This is a genomic window from Pseudarthrobacter sp. AB1, assembly GCF_014926485.1.
In the GTDB taxonomy this organism is placed as follows: domain Bacteria; phylum Actinomycetota; class Actinomycetes; order Actinomycetales; family Micrococcaceae; genus Arthrobacter.
Map to the genome: position 1 here is coordinate 1 of NZ_PZKO01000076.1, position 17,968 is coordinate 17,968.

Consider the following 17,968-nt stretch of genomic DNA (forward strand, 5'->3'; position numbering starts at 1 on the left):
GCCCGCCCGGCGGACACGGCTGCTGATCCCTGACAAAGCACCGGAAACCGAAACGATCACCACGCTCCTGGCCGCTATAACCGAGCTGAAAAACAGCCTCCGACAACAGGACCGGCTTCTGGCCTGAGAACCACTCGGCCAGCCCTTCAACCACCAGCACGACCCATCGGAGACGTGGAACCCGACGCCCAACCAGCGACACCAGGCCCTGCCAGCACACCCAAAACCAGAAAATCAGCCCGAACCAGAATCAAACCGGAACCCGACGGCCAACCCGAGCATCATGAAAAATCCGGGCTAGCGCTCGGAACCCTGCAACGATCGCGGACTACAAGGCGAAGTCCGTGCTCTATGTCCCAGGCAAGGCACGGCTGTCGAGTCTTGTTGACCTGCCCGAAGGCGATGACGTCGGCAAGGCCACCGACGAGGCGATCAAGGCCATCGAGAAGGACAACCCCGAACTCAAGGACATCCTGCCCCGCGGTTACCAGAAGCTGGAACGGTCGACCCTGATCGAACTGTTGAGGCTCTTTGCACCGCTGCCTACCCAGCTTGAAGGCGACGCTTTCGGCTTCATCTACGAGGACTTCCTCTCCAACTTCGCAGCGCAAGAAGGCAAGGGCGGTGGAGAGTATTTCACGCCCTACTCCATAGTGCGCCTCATTGTCGAGATCCTGGAACCGTTCCAAGGTCGGGTCTTCGACCCGGCCTGCGGGTCGGGCGGCATGTTCGTCCAGTGCGCGAAGTTCGTTGAGCGGCACCACGAATCGGCCAGCCGCAAGCTTTCGGTCTTCGGAGCGGAAAAGACCGAGGACACTGTTCCGTTGGCCAAGATGAACCTTGCGCTCCACGGGCTCTCGGGCGACATCCGCCAAGCCAACAGCTACTACGAGGACCCGCATGGCTCGGTCGGCGCCTTCGACTACGTGATGGCCAACCCGCCGTTCAACGTCGACAAGATCAAGAAAGAACAGCTCGCCGGCGACAAGCGATTCCCGTTCGGCGTACCGAAGGCCGACAACGGCAACTTCCTCTGGATCCAGCAGTTCTACGCGGCGCTCACCCCGACAGGCCGCGCCGGCTTCGTCATGGCGAACTCTGCCGGCGACGCTGGCCACTCCGAGAAGGAGATCCGCAAGCAACTGGTCGAGTCCGGCACTGTTGACGTCATGGTCGCCATCAGCTCCAACTTCTTCTACACCGTCACACTGCCGGTGACGCTTTGGTTCCTCGACAAGGCCAAAGTCGGTACGCCACGCGAAGACACCGTGCTGTTCCTCGACGCCCGGCACACCTACAACCAGATCGACCGTACCCACCGCGACTTCAAGCCCCACCAGATCGAGTTCCTCGCCAACATCGTGCGGCTCTACCGCGGCGAGGAAGTCGAGTCCAATGACGACAGCGACACTCTGCTCAAGGAGAACTTTCCCGACGGGAAGTACATCGACGTGGCCGGTTTGTGCAAGGTCGCAACTCGCGCCGAGATCGAAGCCCGGGGCTGGAGCCTCAACCCCGGGCGGTACACCGGTACCGCAGCGGTCGACGAGAACGACGTCGACTTCATGGGCGATCTCGAAGCGTTGTACGAGGAATTCACGATGCTGAGCGACCAGGCTGAGGCCCAGCGTGCGAAGGTCGATGCGGCTGTTCAAGGGATCCTCGAGGCATGAGCGAATGGTCCGTTGTCCCGCTGGGGGATGTGTGCGAGCTGAAGCGTGGCTACGACCTGCCCAACGGCTCGCGTAGGGATGGTCGGATTCCCGTCGTCTCCTCGTCCGGGCCCACTGGATGGCATGACGAGGCGAAGGTATCTCCCCCCGGCGTCGTGACCGGCCGATATGGCACGCTCGGTCAGGTCTTCTACATAGCGGAGGACTTCTGGCCGCTGAACACCGCTCTGTACGTCCGTGACTTCAAGGGGAATGAACCCCGATTCGTTGCTGCCCTGCTGCGATCGATGAATCTGGCGCAGTACGACGGTGCGGCGGCCGTTCCTGGTCTAAACCGCAACCACCTACACACAGTGCCCGTCCGGGTGCCGGCGGTGCGGACGCAGGGACAGATCGCTGACGTGCTCCAAGCCTTCGACGACCTGATCGAGAACAACCGACGGCGGATCGAGGTGTTGGAGGAGATGGCCCGGGCCATCTACCGCGAGTGGTTCGTGAAGTTCCGTTACCCCGGCCATGGCGACGTGCCCATGGTCGACTCCGCCCTCGGCCTGATTCCTGAGGGGTGGCAAATTGCTCCCACCTCGACAGCGATCAGGGTCAACCCTCGCATCAAGCTGGATAAGGCCGAGCACCCATTCATCGCGATGGGCGACCTCGATGAAAGAAGTATGGGGTGTCGTCCGAGCCAAGTTCGCTCAGGGGGTTCCGGTGCCAAGTTCGAGCGAGGTGACACTCTGTTCGCTCGAATCACGCCTTGCTTGCAGAACGGCAAGACCGGTCTTGTGCAATCTCTAGCTGACGGCGAAGTCGGACTCGGATCGACCGAGTTCATCGTGCTCCGAGGTCAGCTCGTCGGGTCTGCTTTTACGTATTGTCTGGCGCGAGAAGACGCCTTCCGAGGGCATGCCATCGCGAGTATGAGTGGAGCCAGCGGTCGCCAGCGTGTGCGCAACGAGTGCTTTGACACTTACCTGATCGCGGTGCCCCCGCAAAGACTTGCAGATACGTTCGAAACCACGATGGAACCACTCTTCTCCCAGGCTGCAGTCTTGCTGGATGGGGCGGTGCGCCTTGAGGCCTTACGTGACGTCCTGTTGCCGAAGCTGGTGACGGGGCAGATCGACGTGTCAAAGCTCAATCTGGATGCGTTGATCCTGGAACAGGTGGCGTGATGACTCCCACGGGTCCGGAGTACTTCTATGTCGAAAAGCCGAGCCTCGAGTTGCTGGAGCGGTTTCGCTGGACTCCTGTGGATGCCTTCCATGAGGTCCTCGGAGCCCAGGGAACCCTTGGGCGTGATTCTCAGCACGATGTCGTACTCATTCACAGGCTTCGGTTCGCGATGCGGAAGCTCAACTCAGAAGACGTGCCCGACACGTCGATCAACGAGGCCATCGAGGTGCTGACCAAGGACCGCTCGGCCATGGACCGGGTGCGTGCCAACCGTGAGGTCCACAAACTGCTGCGAAACGGCTACCAAGCCGAGTGGACCGACGACAATGGTGACAAGCAGATCAAGACGCTTCGCTACCTCGATCTGCGGAACCCCTTGAAAAACGACCTCTTGGCTGTGCGGCAGCTGTGGGTAAAGGGCAACCTCCACAGCCGCCGCCTTGATCTTGCGTTGTTCGTCAACGGCGTCCCGTTGGTGCTGATGGAGTTTAAGGAGCCCAACGAGCCGGTTAAGTCCGCATACGACGACAACCTGACCGACTATCGCGACACCATCCCGCAACTCTTCATCCCGAACTGTTTCGTGCTGTTGTCCAACGGCAGCGTCGCCAAGGTTGGGTCGACGTACTCGCCGTGGGAGTTTTTCAGCGATTGGATGGTCATAGACGCCCTCGGGGCCCGCGGCGCGATCGCCTTGGAGACCGCCCTGCGGGGCACCTGTGACCCAGCAGTGCTGCTCGACCTGGTCGAGAACTTCGTCGCTTATATGGAGCGCCCCGGTGGACTGATCAAGGTCTTGGCGCGTTCGCACCAGTACCTCGGGGTTAATGCAGCCATTGAGAACCTTCACCAGGCGCGCACGGAGCAGGACAAACGCCTCGGTGTCTTCTGGCACACCCAGGGCTCGGGCAAGTCACTGTCGATGTTGTGGTTCACGCAAAAAGTGCTGCGCCAGGTGCCGGGCAAGTGGACGTTCGTTATGGTTACGGACCGCACCGAACTCGACACCCAGCTGCATGGAGAGTTTGCCGACGCCGGGGCGATCTCGCCCGAGGCGCGGGTGCATGCGGAGTCCGTGGCGCACCTGCGCGAACTGCTGGCCGCAGATCACCGGTACGTGTTCACCCTGATTCACAAGTTCCAGCCGTCCAAGGGCCTGGGGGAGCGGCAGATGCCGGTCCTCTCAAACCGTTCCGATGTCATCGTCATTACCGATGAGGCGCACCGAAGCCAGTACGACACGCTGGCCCTCAACATGCGCACGGCATTGCCTAACGCCTCGATGATGGGCTTCACCGGCACCCCGCTGATCGCCGGCGAGGAGCAGGCGACTCGCGAGCAGTTCGGTGACTACGTCAGCATCTACAATTTCCGCGATGCCATGGAGGACGGTGCGACTGTCCCGCTCTACTACGAGAACCGCATCCCCGAGCTCCAGCTTGTCAACGAGGACTTCTCAAATGAACTTGACGCGCTCCTTGAAGAAGCCGAGCTTGACGAGGACGCCGAGGGCCAGTTGGCTCGCGCCTTTGGTACGCAGTACACGCTCCTGACGCGTCCCGAGCGTCTGAAGACCATCGCCAAGGATCTCGTGACTCACTTCGTGGGCCGCGGCTTTACCGGCAAGGCGATGTACGTCGGGCTCGACAAAGCCGCGGCAGTGCGGATGTACAACTTCGTCAAGGAAGCCTGGGCTGAACATCTGGACGAGCTACGGGCTGAGCATGATGCGCTCCCTGAGTTGGAGCGACCCTGGCTCGCATCGCGGGTCGAACTGATGGAAACCACTGACATGGCGGTGGTGGTGTCGCAGAGTCAGAACGAACTCAAGATGCTCGACGACCTCGGACTCGACATCCGGCCACACCGCGAGCGAGTGAATCGTGAGGATCTTGCCGAGAAGTTCAAGGACTCGGCGGACCCGCTGCGCCTGGTGTTCGTCTGTGCGATGTGGATGACCGGCTTCGACGCGCCCAGCGTCTCGACCGTCTATCTCGACCGGCCCATGAAGAACCACACGCTGATGCAGACCATAGCCCGCGCCAACCGCGTCTTCCCCGAGAAGGACAACGGCCTGATCGTCGACTACGTCGGCGTCTTCCGGAATCTCGAGAAGGCCCTCGCTATCTACGGAGCCGCAGAGAGCGGCAAGCCGCCCATCGAGATCATCGACTCGCTCTCGGGCGAGCTGGATGCCGCAGTGGCCGAGTTGTTCCAGTTCTGCTCCGGCTTAGGAGTGGATCTTGCCGCGATGCGTGACGCGGAAGGGTTCGATCACATCGCCCAGCGCGACGCCGCAGTCGAGGCGCTACTGGTGGACGAAGAAACCCGGACTGACTTCCAGCAGAAGGCCCGCCAGGTACGCAAGCTCTTCAAGGGCCTCCTTCCGGATCCCAAGGCAGCCGCCCAACAGCGCAACGTCGCCGCGATCCGGGTCCTCGCCGAACGCATCGCAGATGTCACGCGACCGCCCGGGGCCGACCTCGGACTCGTCGCCGATGCGGTCGACGCCTTGCTCGACCGATCGGTCGGTGCCGAGGAGTACGTCATCCGGGCGGCCACCGAGGGGACCAAGCCCGACCCCTTGATCGACCTGTCCTTGATCGACTTTGAGGGATTGGCAGCCAAATTCGCAGGTCGCCAGCGAGCCGAGACGGACCGGCTGGCCCAACTACTCCGCCAGCAGGCCATCCGAGCAGCGACCCGCAACCCTACCCGGTACGAACTCGTCGAGCGCATCGAACAGCTGATCTCGGAGTACAACGCCGGAAGCGTGAACATCGACGAGTACCTCCGACGCCTGATCGAACTGTCACAGACCCTAACCGAGGAGGAGGAGAGGTCGGCACGAGAAGGCATGACCGAGGAGGAGCTCGCAATCTTCGATCTGCTAACCCAGCCCGATCCCGTGCTGACCGACGACGAGCGTGACACCGTGAAGGCCAGCGCCAAGAAGCTCTTGGAACATCTCCACGACAAGCTCGTCCAAGACTGGCGTCGCAAGGTCGACGTGATGAACGACGTCGACAGCACAATTCGCCAGATCCTGGACCAAGGGCTGCCCGAGACGCCCTACACACCCAACATCTTCACCTCGAAGGTGCAACTCGTTTTCGACCACGTCCTCACCGCTTACGGCGACGATGGCAAGAGCGCCTACACCGCCTGGGGCGATTCCCACTCGTCAGTACAGAGCCCTGAGTACGCCGGACCGCTGGACGTGAACAAGATCGCTGACGATGTCGTCGCACGCATCCACGACGACCCCGTATTTGCCGCTCACGTTGCGGCGCAGCTAGGCGTTACCGACGTTTCGTGATCCGCCGACGGCCCTGACGCTCAGGCCGATCCTGCTCAGGCGGCATCGATCCCGATGACGGCTTGGTAATTCGTCATGCCTTCATGGAAGAGCACGAGGACCTCGGCAAGGAGGCCGGGCGGCCGACATCTAAATAATCCAGCCAGTACCCGATGATCTCTCGCAGCGCCGCTCTGTTCGCCTGGGGCCCGGGCGCATCGGGCTTTCCTTCCGCTGCGGGCACTGGGAATCCCCGCCGGGCTGGCAATTACCGGACTCAGCAGTAGATGCGTGACAGTTCGCCGCCTTGCTGGTCCAGGGATTGGAGGTCCCGGCGCACCTGTACTCGATACAGCCTGCCGCATGAGTACTAAGAGCTCGCGTAGGCTCGTCAGGACACAACTACTGGGGGTATTTCGTGAACGTCGCACCAGCCGCCGGCATCCTGGCCGTGCTCTACATCGTCCTGATGGCCGTGCTGACAGGCCTGGCCATCTACGTCCTCATCCTGGTCATCACGTTCCTGCGGCTGCGCATCGCCGAGCTGCGCCGTGCCGCCCCTCCCGCAGGCGACCCCCGGCTCCCATGAGGCCCGCGTGGCAGCCGGCACCACGCGCCGAATGGGTGGACATGTACCGGCGGGCATCTCGGCGGCCAGGATTGCCGTGCTGGAGGGCACGCCCGCCAGCACGGTCCGCTACCACCTCCAGGCTGCCAAGAGGGCAGACCCAGGCCTCCCGGCTGAGCACCAGGCAGCCCTGGCAACCCCAACTAGGCGGACCCCCAAGGCAGGGCTGAGGAACCTGGCCGACGTCCTAGCCTTCCATCAGTCAACGGGCCGGTTGCCCGTCAGCCACGGGAAGTCCGCCAGGGAACGGGCCCTGGGTGTATGGCTGGCACGCCGGCGCCGGGAGGCAGTCGAGGGAACCCTCTCCCCCGCCTACGCGGATGCCCTGGTGGCCATCCCCGGCTGGGACAGGCCCTCGACTCGCAAGGCGGATGACGAGGCCCGCTGGCAGCGGCGGCTGGAGGAGCTTCAGGAATGCAGGGCCGCTGGCAGCGACTGGCCGCGGCACCAGAAGACCGAGGACGCCCACGAACGTGCAGTAGGGGTGTGGCTGCACGTGCAAAGGATTGATTACCGTGCAGGCAGGCTGGACCTTGCCAAGGAGAGCAAGCTGAACGAGCTCCTGCCCGGATGGCAGGAAGGCCGTGGCCACAGGGGAGGTCGAAGACGCTGAGCAATCACTGACAGATAATCGGCCTCCAACGACCGGTTCAGCTTGAAGACTTCAGCGTGTGTAAGCCCCGGTGACGTCCTGACATGAAAATTGCGGTGACGTTGTCCCGTTTACTCAATGATCTGGCGGTCGGCGTTTTGAGGCAGGATTATCCGGTGGGTTGCAGGGGCGCGAGGGTCACTTGGTAGCCCAGGGATTCGAGCTGTCTGATGGCGCGAGTCTTGGTTTTGGCTGGTGCCTGCCGGGTGAAGTAGTCGGCGCCGGGGTCTTTGTAGAGTTCCCCGGTAGTGAGCATGTGCCAGGCAGCGGTGAGCATGGCGTGTTCGACCGCGACGAGGGCCTTCATCGGTCCGCGCCGGGCGGCGAGGCGGGAGTATTTCGCGGAGAAGTAGGTGTTCTTCGAGCGTGCTGCCGAGAGCGCTGCGATTCCGAGGGCTCCTTTGAGGTATCGGTTGCCGGGGCGTGTCTTGGTGGATTTGACCCGTCCGGCGGATTCGTTGGATCCCGGGGAGGTTCCGGCCCAGGAGGCCAGGTGTCCGGCGGTGGGGAACACGGTCATGTCGGCGCCGGTTTCGGCGATGAAGATCTCCGCGACGGTAGTGCTGAATCCCGGGATGCTGATCAGGAGCTCCCGGGCGAAACGAAAGGGCGCCATCGCCTCCTCGATCCTGGCGCTCAGGTCCTCGATATCTGCGGTGTGGGCGTCGATCCGGTGCAGATACAGTTCCGCCATGTAGCGGTGGTGGCTGCTGAACCTGCCGGTGAGCGCGTCGGTGAGCTCGGGGATCTTTGACCGCATCCTGCGCTGGGCGAGGTTTGCCAGAGCGGCCGGGTCCTCTTGCCCCTCGATCAGTGCCTGCAGCATCAGCCGTCCCGAGACCCCGGTGATGTCCGAAGCTACCGAGGAGAGCTTGATGCAGGCGTCCTCGAGGAGCTTCTCCAGCCTCTGGATCTCCCGGGTCCGTTCCCGGGTGATGATGGTCCTGGCCCGGGTCAGGTCGCGCAGTTCACGGATCGGCGGCGGGGGCACGAACGAGGCACGGACCAGCCCGTGGGCGCCCAGATCCGCGAGCCAGGCAGCGTCGGAGACATCGGTTTTGCGGCCCGGGACGTTCCTGGCATCACGGGCGTTAACCAGGATGACGTTCAGTCCCTCGTCCTCGAGCAGGTAATAGAAGGGACGCCAGTAATCACTGGTCGCTTCCATCACCACCAGACTCACCCGCTCCTTGAGCAGGTGCTCCTTCAGGTCCAGGATCTGACCGGTCATCGCACCCCACGTGGTGACCGTCGACGCGGTCGACCTGGACCCGCGGCCCTGGACACGGATTTTCCGTCCTCACGGCGGAGCGAAGCGCCCCTCAGAAACTAGCCCGGATTTTTCATCGGACGGCGGTCGGGGCGCCGGGTCCGGGTTTTTGTCGTCCCGGCGGGCTGGATCGGATTTAGGGCGTGGCTGAAGGGCCCCGGGGTCGCGGGGCGGGGCGCGGGCTTCCACTGATCCCGTTGGCGTGCTCTTTCCGGCTCGTTGGTTGACGGGGGCTGCGGTGTCAGGTCCGCAGCAGGTGTGCGGGGCGGTTAGCGGCTGCGGCGATCCGGCTGATCACTTCGAGCAGTGCGGCGATGAGGGGTTTCTCCGGTGCGGCGTCGGGCAGCAGCAGGTGGGTCCGGCGGGCGCGGGTGATGACCCCGGCCACCGGCCTTCGACCGGGCAATCTACAAGGAACGCAACACCGTGGAACGCGGCTTCAACCGCCTCAAACACTGGCGCGGAATCGCAACCCGCTATGACAAGTACGCCACCACATTCCTCGGGGGCGTACTACTCGCAGCGATAGCCACATTCCACCGAGTCCGCAAATAACAGACACAACCTAGTCGCTCTCCTATCGTCGGTGACGTTCAAATGTTCGTTTAGACTTACTGTCCGTCGTACGTTTTTGGCATGTTTTTGCGGCCTTATGGGCCGTGGCGCGACATCGGTAGCTAAATATCCTGGGTCACCCAGGGACACCCTTGGCATTTTGCCATCAGTAGGTTGGCAATAAACACTGTCGGCTGTTCTACCTCCGTCATGGTCAGTAGCCAGTAGGACGAGGGCGCTCGTCTGAGGGCTTAGTCCGACTCGCTTGGCCTAAGCTACCGCTGCTCTACACGGCTTCGATATGCAGAAAATAGTGCCGCCCACCGATTTTGCACTACTTGGTACGGTTCTATCCACTGCGTATCAGGACAACGGACGGGAAGGCCTACTGAATCGAGTAGGCACTCCACAGGGACCCAGGTCATGCCGCGCTCGGGTCGCTGCTCCAGCTCGTTCCGGACCTCGTGGAGGACCCGCATGTCCTCAGACACGAAACCTCTGAGGGCTCGGACCGTGGCGGTGCGGAATCCGATTCGGCCTTCGTTGGCCCTTTTATCGAGCTCCTCGAGTCGTTGCATTACGAAGGGGTCCTCACCATGGCTCCCTGGGGCGAGGAGTGCTGTAGAAGTAAGACATTCCCTAACGGCCGTTTCGTATCCGACACCCTCGGCTTTGTTCATCAGCTTCGCGATCTCTGGAAGATCAACATCTCCGACCAGAATTGTCCGCCACCTGAGAGCAGCGCCCTCGTGCTCGAGTCCGTCTCGTTGCCTTCCCTCCCGAGTAATCCGCTCGAGCACACAGTTAACGCGATTTAGCCAGAGTTCAGGGCGCCCATGAAGCAATTCGAGGTTTGCCTGGAGCGATTCCCGTCGAGACGAAAGGTCTTCCAGGCCCGCGGATGCGTCCATGAAACGGCGAGCGTTGGCGATGGTCAGGAGTCGCTGATACCGGTTGAGCTCGGTTGGTGACAGTTCTATAAGTTCTTCAAATGTACTGATGCTGTCCGCCCACAGATTTTCATTCCTGAACTGGTAGGCAAGATGACGCCCTGCAGGAAATGCAAGGGGATGACCCGAATCGAAGATATTTCGCAGCAAAGCTCTCCGCTCGTCTGCATGGACGTCGTAACTCTTGGCTGAGATGAATTCAAGTACTTTCTGACCGTAGGCAGTTCTTGAAGTGGCCGGCACGTAGGTGCGTAGCCCCGCGACGCTCGGGCCGTGCACGATGGCTTCGGTTAACCAATCACGGTAATTGTTAGAAGCTGAGGCTTCAACCTTGAGCTCTTGCTCGCAGACGATGCCGATCGCTAGACCGAGTGCGGCAAGGCCACCTACTCCGCTACTCTCCCCTTCCGCGCCTTCAACTCGACGGCGCGCTTCCCGCAGTGCTCTGGTCCCAGCTTCGTACCAGTCCTGGCCTGCCCACCCTCCAGCTATTCGATGATCAGACCAGCGGATAGCAGACCGAATTTCATCGTGCATTCGGTAGGGATAAGAAGCCCCCTCCTTGAAGTCGATCATGGGTCTACGGACGGCTCGCTCGGCGGTGCCATAGTCGACATTGGCAGCCGCAGCAATAAGACCTACATCAAAGAACAGAAACATTGAAGCCGCCCGGATAGCACGCTGCTCGTCCTCAGGGACGTCCTCCAGAACTCGCAACACAAGATCATTCAGTGACCCTGTAACATCGGCCACGGTGACTTCCCTACTGCCATTCGCTTTCACGTTCAGGGCTACAACTAGAGCCAAATCAAGATATTGGGGAAGGCCGCCGGACGCGACGACTAGTTCTTCAACCACCTTGCCTGAAATGGACACCCCATATTTCTTGCGACCTAGGTCAATGACCTTGCGTGTATCAGAGGTTGATAGCTTTCCGACGAGGTGCTGGCGGGGGTCAGTGGTGGAGCCCGGTCGCAGCCCGGGCCAGACTGATGGACCGACCGCGAAGAGGTTGGACCGCGCCCTGTCATACCAATCAATCAAATTTCGACCTGTCATGACGAAGAGGACGTTAGGCATACTCCAGACGAGCTTGTTTAGGCGCCTTTCTCCGATTCGTCGGGGGTCCTGGGCGAGGCGTTCAACCGTGTCTAAGAAAACAACAACAAGCGGCGCTTCGGTCGTCCAGTGCGTCGACAACTCCATAGCCAAGAGCATCGCAAGATCGATTACGAGGTCGGGCCTGGGTTCGGTCGGCGTGGGCAGGTCCGAACACCGCTCTAGTAGATCTCTGTAACCATCAAAAGACTCGAAAGCTACCCGACGAATCTTTCTACGCTTCAGCTCCCTAATTGCGGCTCGGGCAGACCGAGAACCGACCCCAACAACGGTGCCAAGAACGTCCAAGTCGCCAAACACGTTTTCCACCGTCTCGCCGACCGCCTCAGCAAAACCATTGTCCGCTTTGCCCTGGCTCGGAAAGGGTTCACCCGGGTGAGCCGCCTCCCAGTAGGCGGCAAAAGCGAAGTCGAATGCCGGCCATTGTTTCTTGAGCGTCCCCAGCTCACGGCGAATGGCAATGACTGCACTGACGGCATCAAATTGTCCCCCCAGTTCCCGCAAATCTATTCGTACGGCGGCGTCCACGACTGTGGTGGGTTTACGTCCCCAGCCGTTCATGAGGGGAAGCTTGCCCTCTACCCAGGCCTCCAATCGCTCTGAAAGAGTGGATTTTCCTATGCCTCCTACCCCGTAATAGACGAGGACGTTGTGACGAGCATCCATGTCAGCATCCTTATCATCAAGTCGGCGACGATAGGCTGCAAGGGCGTTCTTCAAGACTTTCGATTCCGACTCCCGATCTGTGAACAGATCAGCAGCATGAGGCTCATCAGAGCGAAGCATACTTCCCGGGTCAATTCTCATTTGCAATCTGCTCCCTCATTCGCGCTGACCGATGACTCGAGTGGAAGTACACAATAGTCGACGGCAGGACCGCGTTGGCGACATATTTGCGATATCCCCAGCCGGACTCTTCACGCTACGGATCCGGATACAATGACGCCGGCATCTCTAAGCAGCGCTGAAGAGGTCGGGACTGCCCCCGGTTTTGTTGACTCCTTGACCTAGCGAGCCTGTGCTCGTGGAAGGATGTTGACCATGCCCACGCCTTATGGGGCGGAGTTCCGCCAGGATGTTATTGATGTGGCCCGCAAGGGCGAGGCACCGTTGGCGCAGATCGCGAAGGATTTCGGGCTTTCGGTCACGACGCTGAAACGGTGGCTCGCCATCGCCGAGCGTAAGGAATCCGCGGCCGGACCGGCAGCGCCGGAGTCGGCCGAGGTGCGGGAGCTGAAGAAGCGGAACCGCCTGTTAGAGCAGGAGAATGAGATTCTGCGTCGGGCTGCTGCCTATCTTGCCAGGGATATTAACCCAAAATGATCTACCCGCTGGTCACGAATCTTGCCGCCGATGGTGTTCCCGTGGCGGTGACCTGCAGGGTGTTGGGATTCAGCAAGCAAGGCTATTACCGGTGGAGGGCCAATCCGGTGACGGAGCGGGACTGGGTCGATGCGCACCTGGTCAACGCCGCCCTCGACATCCATGCAGATGATCCGGCATTCGGGTACCGCTTTATCGCCGACGAATTCCCGGAGAAAGGCATCACAGCGGGCGAGAACAGGGTCCAGCGCTTGTGCAGAGACCACGGCATCTGGTCGGTGTTTTCCAAGAAACGCGGCCTGAACCGGAAGCCGGGGCCACCGGTCCACGACGACCTGGTGGAGCGGGATTTCACCGCCGCGGCGCCGAACGAGCTGTGGCTGACTGACATCACTGAACACCCCACTGTGGAGGGCAAGCTCTACCTCTGCGCGGTGAAGGACGTTTATTCCGGAAGGATCGTCGGCTACTCGATGGACGCCCGGATGAAGTCCTCGCTTGCCGTCGCAGCATTGGAGAACGCGGTGCGATCACGCCGGCCGGAAGGAACCGTGGTCCACTCGGATGGCGGGTCCCAATTCCGGTCACGCCGCTTCGTTGAAACGCTCCGCCACAACGGCCTCACAGGGTCGATGGGCAGGGTCGGTGCGTGCGCGGACAACGCCGCGATGGAATCGTTCTTCTCGCTGCTGCAGAAGAACGTCCTGGACCGCCAACGCTGGCTCAACAGACAGGACCTCCGGCTGGCCATCACGACCTGGATCGAGAAGACCTATCACCGACGGCGACGGCAAAGACGGCTGGGAAAACTCACGCCCATCGAATATGAAACAATCAACCGGACCGCGCTCACAGCGGCCTAAGACCCCGAGTCAACAAAAGCCCGGGCAGTCCCCCATGACGTCAGCTTGGGTCAGCGCTGTTCCTTGGTATCTGGAGTCCATCTCCATGACCCCGAGGCAACAAAAGCCCGGCAGTCCCCGTGCTGGCGGGCGCGGAATAGGTTCTAGATCATGCGGCAGAGGGAGATGCCCGCCCTTTCCGGACGCGATTCCTTCTTGCCAGCAGCACATAGTCTGCGCGGCTCAACTGGCCGAGGTGTTTGCTTCAGCCCTAGAGACATGTGAGTCTTTAGCATGGGTATCTCCAAAGGATTCACCTACCGGGATGCTGTGATACTGCTGACCGGAAAAGACAGCGCCATAGCGGACTTTGTTGATAAGGCGCTGGGCGGGGCGGTCGTGGGCTCAAGCGTTTTCTTCGGTCCGGCAGCACTCGCATTGCTAGGACCAAAGAATGAACTGGTCAAACTCGGCAAGAGTCAGCTTGAGGGTTTATCTGGGAGGTTAGCCGGTCGCAAGGTCGCGGAGCGCACAGACCTGCGTGAGGCCGCAAATGCAGTCCTCGTTGTCATATCCTTTTTGGAAGCCTGCGAAGAGGAACTAGGGACGCTTCTTTACCAGAAGTTAGAGATTACAGAACAAGACCTGAAGGTATTAGCTACAGATGGCGCGGACGGTAAAAATGATCTTCCATCCGATTGGGATCTACTCGCAGAGCCTGCGGTAGCGTGCCCCTCAGTGCACCAGTCCATTGAGGAGACAGTCAACCAACTTTCACTTCGTTATGCTGATTGGGCGCAGCGCTTCCTGGCATTTATTCGAGGACTGCAGGCATGGGAGTCCGTTCCAGCCCATGAGCGACCAACCCTAGAGGACAAGGTTCTTGAGCTAGTACCTCACAGGGCCGCCGGTAAATACCGGGCCTACTTTGCCAAGCTGGCAGGGGATGTACCTGAATTCTCATTTTGGGCACTAAGCCAAGAACTGGAAGCGCTAAACGCCTCCTTGGGTGCTGATATAAGGACGATCGATGAATCTGCGCGTTCTATCGGCAGCAGTCTTTCATCCGTTCGGGATCTCCTTGCGACTGTAACAAACTCGCTCCCCCACGCTAGTGGTTCGCGCTGGCTGCAGTCCCTCTCAGATGTGAACGCCGCAGAACTACGACGTCACTTGGTCAACAGCGAGGATGAAGACATCGAAGGAATCAATTCACCCACAGTTGAGCAAGGGTACATTGACCCTAAATTTAGAACTGCACTGTACTCACGGCGAGCCAGCCCTTCGAGCGAAGGTTGGTGGGCGGCAGCGCCGACGCGCACTGACCTAGGAGGGTATCTGACCGGACACTTGGTAAGTGCCGCAGCCACTACCTTGCCAATGCTCATCATTGGAGATCCTGGCGCTGGAAAATCAACGCTAGCGCGCGTGTTGGCCGCCCGCTTGCCCGCTTCTGGATTCCTACCCGTTCGTGTCCCACTGCGAAATGTGGCTGCCAACGAATCCATCGATCGACAGATAGTTCACGGGATACGAGAGGCGATTCATGAAGAGACTTCGTGGCCCGAGTTTGTGGAAGCTGCTAAACAACTCTTACCCGTAATCATTTTGGACGGCTTTGATGAATTACTGCAGGCAACTGGGGTTAGTCACTCCGATTATTTGGAGAAAGTAGCTGATTTCCAGTTATCGGAGGCAGATCAGGGTCGCCCCGTTGCAGTAATAGTGACCAGTCGGACAACTGTTGTGGAACGTGCTCGAATACGCACCGGGACCCCGATTGTCAAGCTAGAGCAGTTTGATCAAGAGCACGTAGAATCGTGGCTTGGCGAATGGGCACGGGCCAATGCGAGGTATTTCGATGAACAACATCTAGAACCTCTAACATGGGAGCGCTTGAACACCTACCGTCATCTAGCCAGTCAGCCAGTTCTTTTGCTAATGCTCGCGTTGTACGACGCTGAAGATAACGCTTTGCGCTCTGCGCCTGGATTCGGGCGCTCGGTCCTTTACGAGCGACTTTTGAAGAAGTTCATTCGTCGCGAGGTACTTAAGAACTCCAGTGCCCTTGATAGCATCGCCTTGGAAAACGAGCTAGAAAATCACCTGAACGAGCTGTCACTAGTAGCGCTTGGCATGTTCAATCGAGCTAAACAGTTTATCTCCGAGAGTGATGTCAACGCTGATTTGGTTGCACTCGGGTATGCATCTGGGATCCAACCAGCGCATCAAGGAAGGTTCCTGCAAACCCTTTCCCCTGGCGAGTTACTTCTCGGGAAGTTCTTCTTCATCCATAAAGCAGAGGCACTTGAGCATAATCAGGATGGAGAGGAAGGTAGAGCACTCCGACTTGGCAGAACTTTCGAGTTCATGCATGCTACCTTCGGGGAATACTTAGTCGCTCGCCTCGCGGGGATTTTGACATCCACCCTCGTTCCTCCTGATCGCAATCAGAGTTTCTTGACCAATAATCGAGGAAGCGATCCAGCCCTTTTCACCGCGCTATTCTCCATGCAGGCATTTTCGGCGAGCACGCAAATTGTGCCTTTCCTCCGTGAATTTTTTGAACAAAAGAGCCATAGTATTAGCACATACGACGTCGTGCGATGGATGCTCACCGATTTATGGAAAGAGGACCCTAAGACGAGGTATCCAAACTACCAGCCCGTCACGCTCCCCGCACAAGCGAAAATTGCAACGTTATCCGCCAACTTGATGCTGCTCCTGGCCGCCGACAATTCGGAAGTCGACATCACTCGTCTTTTCGGCGGTTTATCCACTGAGGCACATGACATGTGGCGCAAGTGGAGTCTGCTGTGGGAATCTCAACTTGATGAAGGGGCTTACTCCGGACTCATCCAGCTACTCAGGCTTCGAAAAAGAGAAGTGGATTCCACAGATCACATTGTCTACGAGCTTGCTCCGTCAAGTTCGCAGCAATCTACTTCACATGCCGCTCTTCAAGGCTTCGAATTCACTGAATCCCACCTTGAACGTGACTTGCAGAGCATCGGCACCCATGGCCCGTGGCACGAGCACCTAGCACAACGTAGCTCTTTGTCGCTTGACTGGGAAGGCTTGAGATCTGCCGAAATTATCCGCTTTTTTGAGAATCGATTAGGCCGTTTCGGTAGCAGGCTTTATTTCCGCGTTGGGGATAGTGATGGTTCCAATCACTTCACTCCTGGTCAGTTTGACGAGGGGAACTTCGGTGGGCTTTTCATGGCCTCACTGGCCTTCACAACTTCAAGCGGTCCCGCGTTCAGGAATCGCGTAATGTCCGTTTTGCAGATGATAAAGGCATGGCCGTCTGAACCCGAGCTCGAACTGCCACCAGCCCTAGTGATGCTCAAGCTTTTGGCTGCAAAGGTTGACTGGTTGAGCGTAGCCGACTGGATAAAGATCTTTGACGAACTGGATCTCCACTCGGACGATGCACAGCTGCTCACGGAGTTCCACATTTTACAGTTGGAAATCATCACGGAACTTTGGGCCCTTGAAGGGACACGGGTGATGCAGGAGTCTCCACTATTTCACGCAGCCCGAACTGCGTGGGCCCACCTGGATCCTGCGCATATGGTTGACGCAGAGCCGACGCTGGCAGCAAGGCTTCTCCTTGCAATGATGAACGCTGACGCTCCAGTCAGATTGATAGCGTCTGAATTCGCAAGTTTCGAGGATTGGATTGACCGTATTGGGCTCGGGAACCTTTCCAATGAAGATCCCCGACTTGGGTATCAGGTTCTTTCCGCCATGAAATATCATCATTGCCTGACATGGTCAAGGTATCAGGCTCCTAATGTACTAGACCTTGTTAGTGATCAAACTTTGATGAGACTGTCGAGTAGTCAGGTGGCATATTTTGCCTCGGCTGCTATGGCGCCTACCCCTGTAGCGGCTAGGAGAACTCTAAAGTTCGTCGGGCGCTGGGTTCGAGTTGGAGGTTCAATCGACAGCTTCGAGGAGGAACTATCTATGCAGGACGCTAGCCGGTCCCCGTTTCGCAACCTACGGCCTAAGCGGCAACGTACTCAAGCAATGCAGCAACATTCAGGGTCTGGGTCCTTGTAACCGGCGAAGTTGGTACTCTCATTTAACGGCCCTTCGTCTCTAAGCGTGGTTAGGTCCAGCTGAGTTTGAGGGTTCGGGGTGTCGTCGGCGTGGCGGCAGGAGCGAGACGTCAGGGTCTGGTTGGGCCCCCGTTAGCAGTCCAGCGTCTATGCGATAGCTAATGTGGTTTTTTCGGTCCACGTTTCCCAGTAGTCTTTCGGCGTCATGCCGTCCAGGGATCCGTGGGGCCGTTCATGATTGTAGATAGCTTTCCATTCGTCGGCCAAATACTTCGCTTCGGCCATGGTGTCCATGATTTCGCCGGTGAGTTGTTCCCTTCTGAATTGGGCATTGAAGGATTCGATGAAGCCGTTCTGCCAGGGTGATCCCGGGTCGATGAACGCGGTATCGACGCCGGCGCTGTTGCACCAG

Annotated in this window: 10 protein-coding genes and 2 pseudogenes; 8 read left to right on the forward strand and 4 right to left on the reverse strand. The window is 59.4% G+C overall.

Annotation, left to right across the window (positions count from 1 at the left end; genetic code table 11):
• Positions 1-344 precede the first annotated feature (344 nt).
• The 5 genes from DAD99_RS21035 (at position 345) to DAD99_RS21055 (ending at position 7,388) form a co-directional block, all read left to right on the forward strand.
• Positions 345-1,673 carry an N-6 DNA methylase gene (locus DAD99_RS21035; protein WP_309233459.1) on the forward strand — a complete coding sequence of 443 codons (1,329 nt, stop codon included), beginning with the start codon at positions 345-347 and terminating at the stop codon, positions 1,671-1,673.
• Positions 1,670-2,848, forward strand: a complete 1,179-nt coding sequence (locus tag DAD99_RS21040) for a restriction endonuclease subunit S (RefSeq protein WP_193343126.1) — start codon at positions 1,670-1,672, stop codon at positions 2,846-2,848. The genes DAD99_RS21035 and DAD99_RS21040 overlap by 4 nt, the downstream gene beginning before the upstream one ends.
• Positions 2,848-6,168: a type I restriction endonuclease subunit R gene (locus DAD99_RS21045; RefSeq protein WP_193343127.1), complete on the forward strand. Its 3,321-nt coding sequence runs from the start codon at positions 2,848-2,850 to the stop codon at positions 6,166-6,168. Before DAD99_RS21040 ends, DAD99_RS21045 begins: the two co-directional genes overlap by 1 nt.
• 397 nt (positions 6,169-6,565) lie before the next feature.
• Positions 6,566-6,736: a hypothetical protein gene (locus DAD99_RS21050; protein WP_193343135.1), complete on the forward strand. Its 171-nt coding sequence runs from the start codon at positions 6,566-6,568 to the stop codon at positions 6,734-6,736.
• Positions 6,737-6,743: 7 nt separating this feature from the next.
• Positions 6,744-7,388, forward strand: a complete 645-nt coding sequence (locus DAD99_RS21055) for a helicase associated domain-containing protein (RefSeq protein WP_227008360.1) — start codon at positions 6,744-6,746, stop codon at positions 7,386-7,388.
• Between the two features lie 148 nt (positions 7,389-7,536).
• Here DAD99_RS21055 and DAD99_RS21060 read toward each other — a convergent pair.
• Both DAD99_RS21060 and DAD99_RS21065 read right to left on the reverse strand, forming a co-directional pair.
• Positions 7,537-8,718: pseudogene (locus tag DAD99_RS21060) on the reverse strand (IS110 family transposase); the annotation flags it as partial.
• A gap of 220 nt (positions 8,719-8,938) precedes the next feature.
• Positions 8,939-9,103, reverse strand: coding sequence for a hypothetical protein (locus tag DAD99_RS21065; RefSeq protein WP_227008361.1), 165 nt, complete (start codon positions 9,101-9,103; stop codon positions 8,939-8,941).
• Here DAD99_RS21065 and DAD99_RS21070 point away from each other — a divergent pair.
• Positions 9,079-9,252: pseudogene (locus DAD99_RS21070) on the forward strand (IS5/IS1182 family transposase); the annotation flags it as partial. The gene DAD99_RS21065 and the pseudogene DAD99_RS21070 overlap by 25 nt on opposite strands.
• Positions 9,253-9,527: 275 nt before the next feature.
• Here DAD99_RS21070 and DAD99_RS21075 read toward each other — a convergent pair.
• Entirely contained in the window at positions 9,528-12,128 is a 2,601-nt protein-coding gene (locus DAD99_RS21075) for a hypothetical protein (RefSeq protein WP_193343129.1), read from the reverse strand.
• Positions 12,129-12,362: 234 nt separating this feature from the next.
• Here DAD99_RS21075 and DAD99_RS21080 point away from each other — a divergent pair.
• Together DAD99_RS21080 and DAD99_RS21085 are read left to right on the forward strand one after the other, a co-directional pair.
• Positions 12,363-13,507, forward strand: a protein-coding gene (locus DAD99_RS21080; protein ID WP_193343130.1) for an IS3 family transposase whose coding sequence is annotated in 2 segments (ribosomal slippage) — positions 12,363-12,639 and positions 12,639-13,507 — 1,146 coding nt in all. Because the reading frame shifts where the segments join, the coding sequence is not laid out codon by codon here.
• 273 nt (positions 13,508-13,780) lie between these two features.
• Positions 13,781-17,557, forward strand: coding sequence for an NACHT domain-containing NTPase (locus DAD99_RS21085; protein WP_193343131.1), 3,777 nt, complete (start codon positions 13,781-13,783; stop codon positions 17,555-17,557).
• A 146-nt stretch (positions 17,558-17,703) separates the two neighbouring features.
• On the opposite strand, the gene DAD99_RS21090 is transcribed toward DAD99_RS21085, so the two are convergent.
• Positions 17,704-17,968 (reverse strand): integrase core domain-containing protein (locus tag DAD99_RS21090; protein WP_193343132.1); only part of this gene is annotated, 265 nt, incomplete at its 5' end.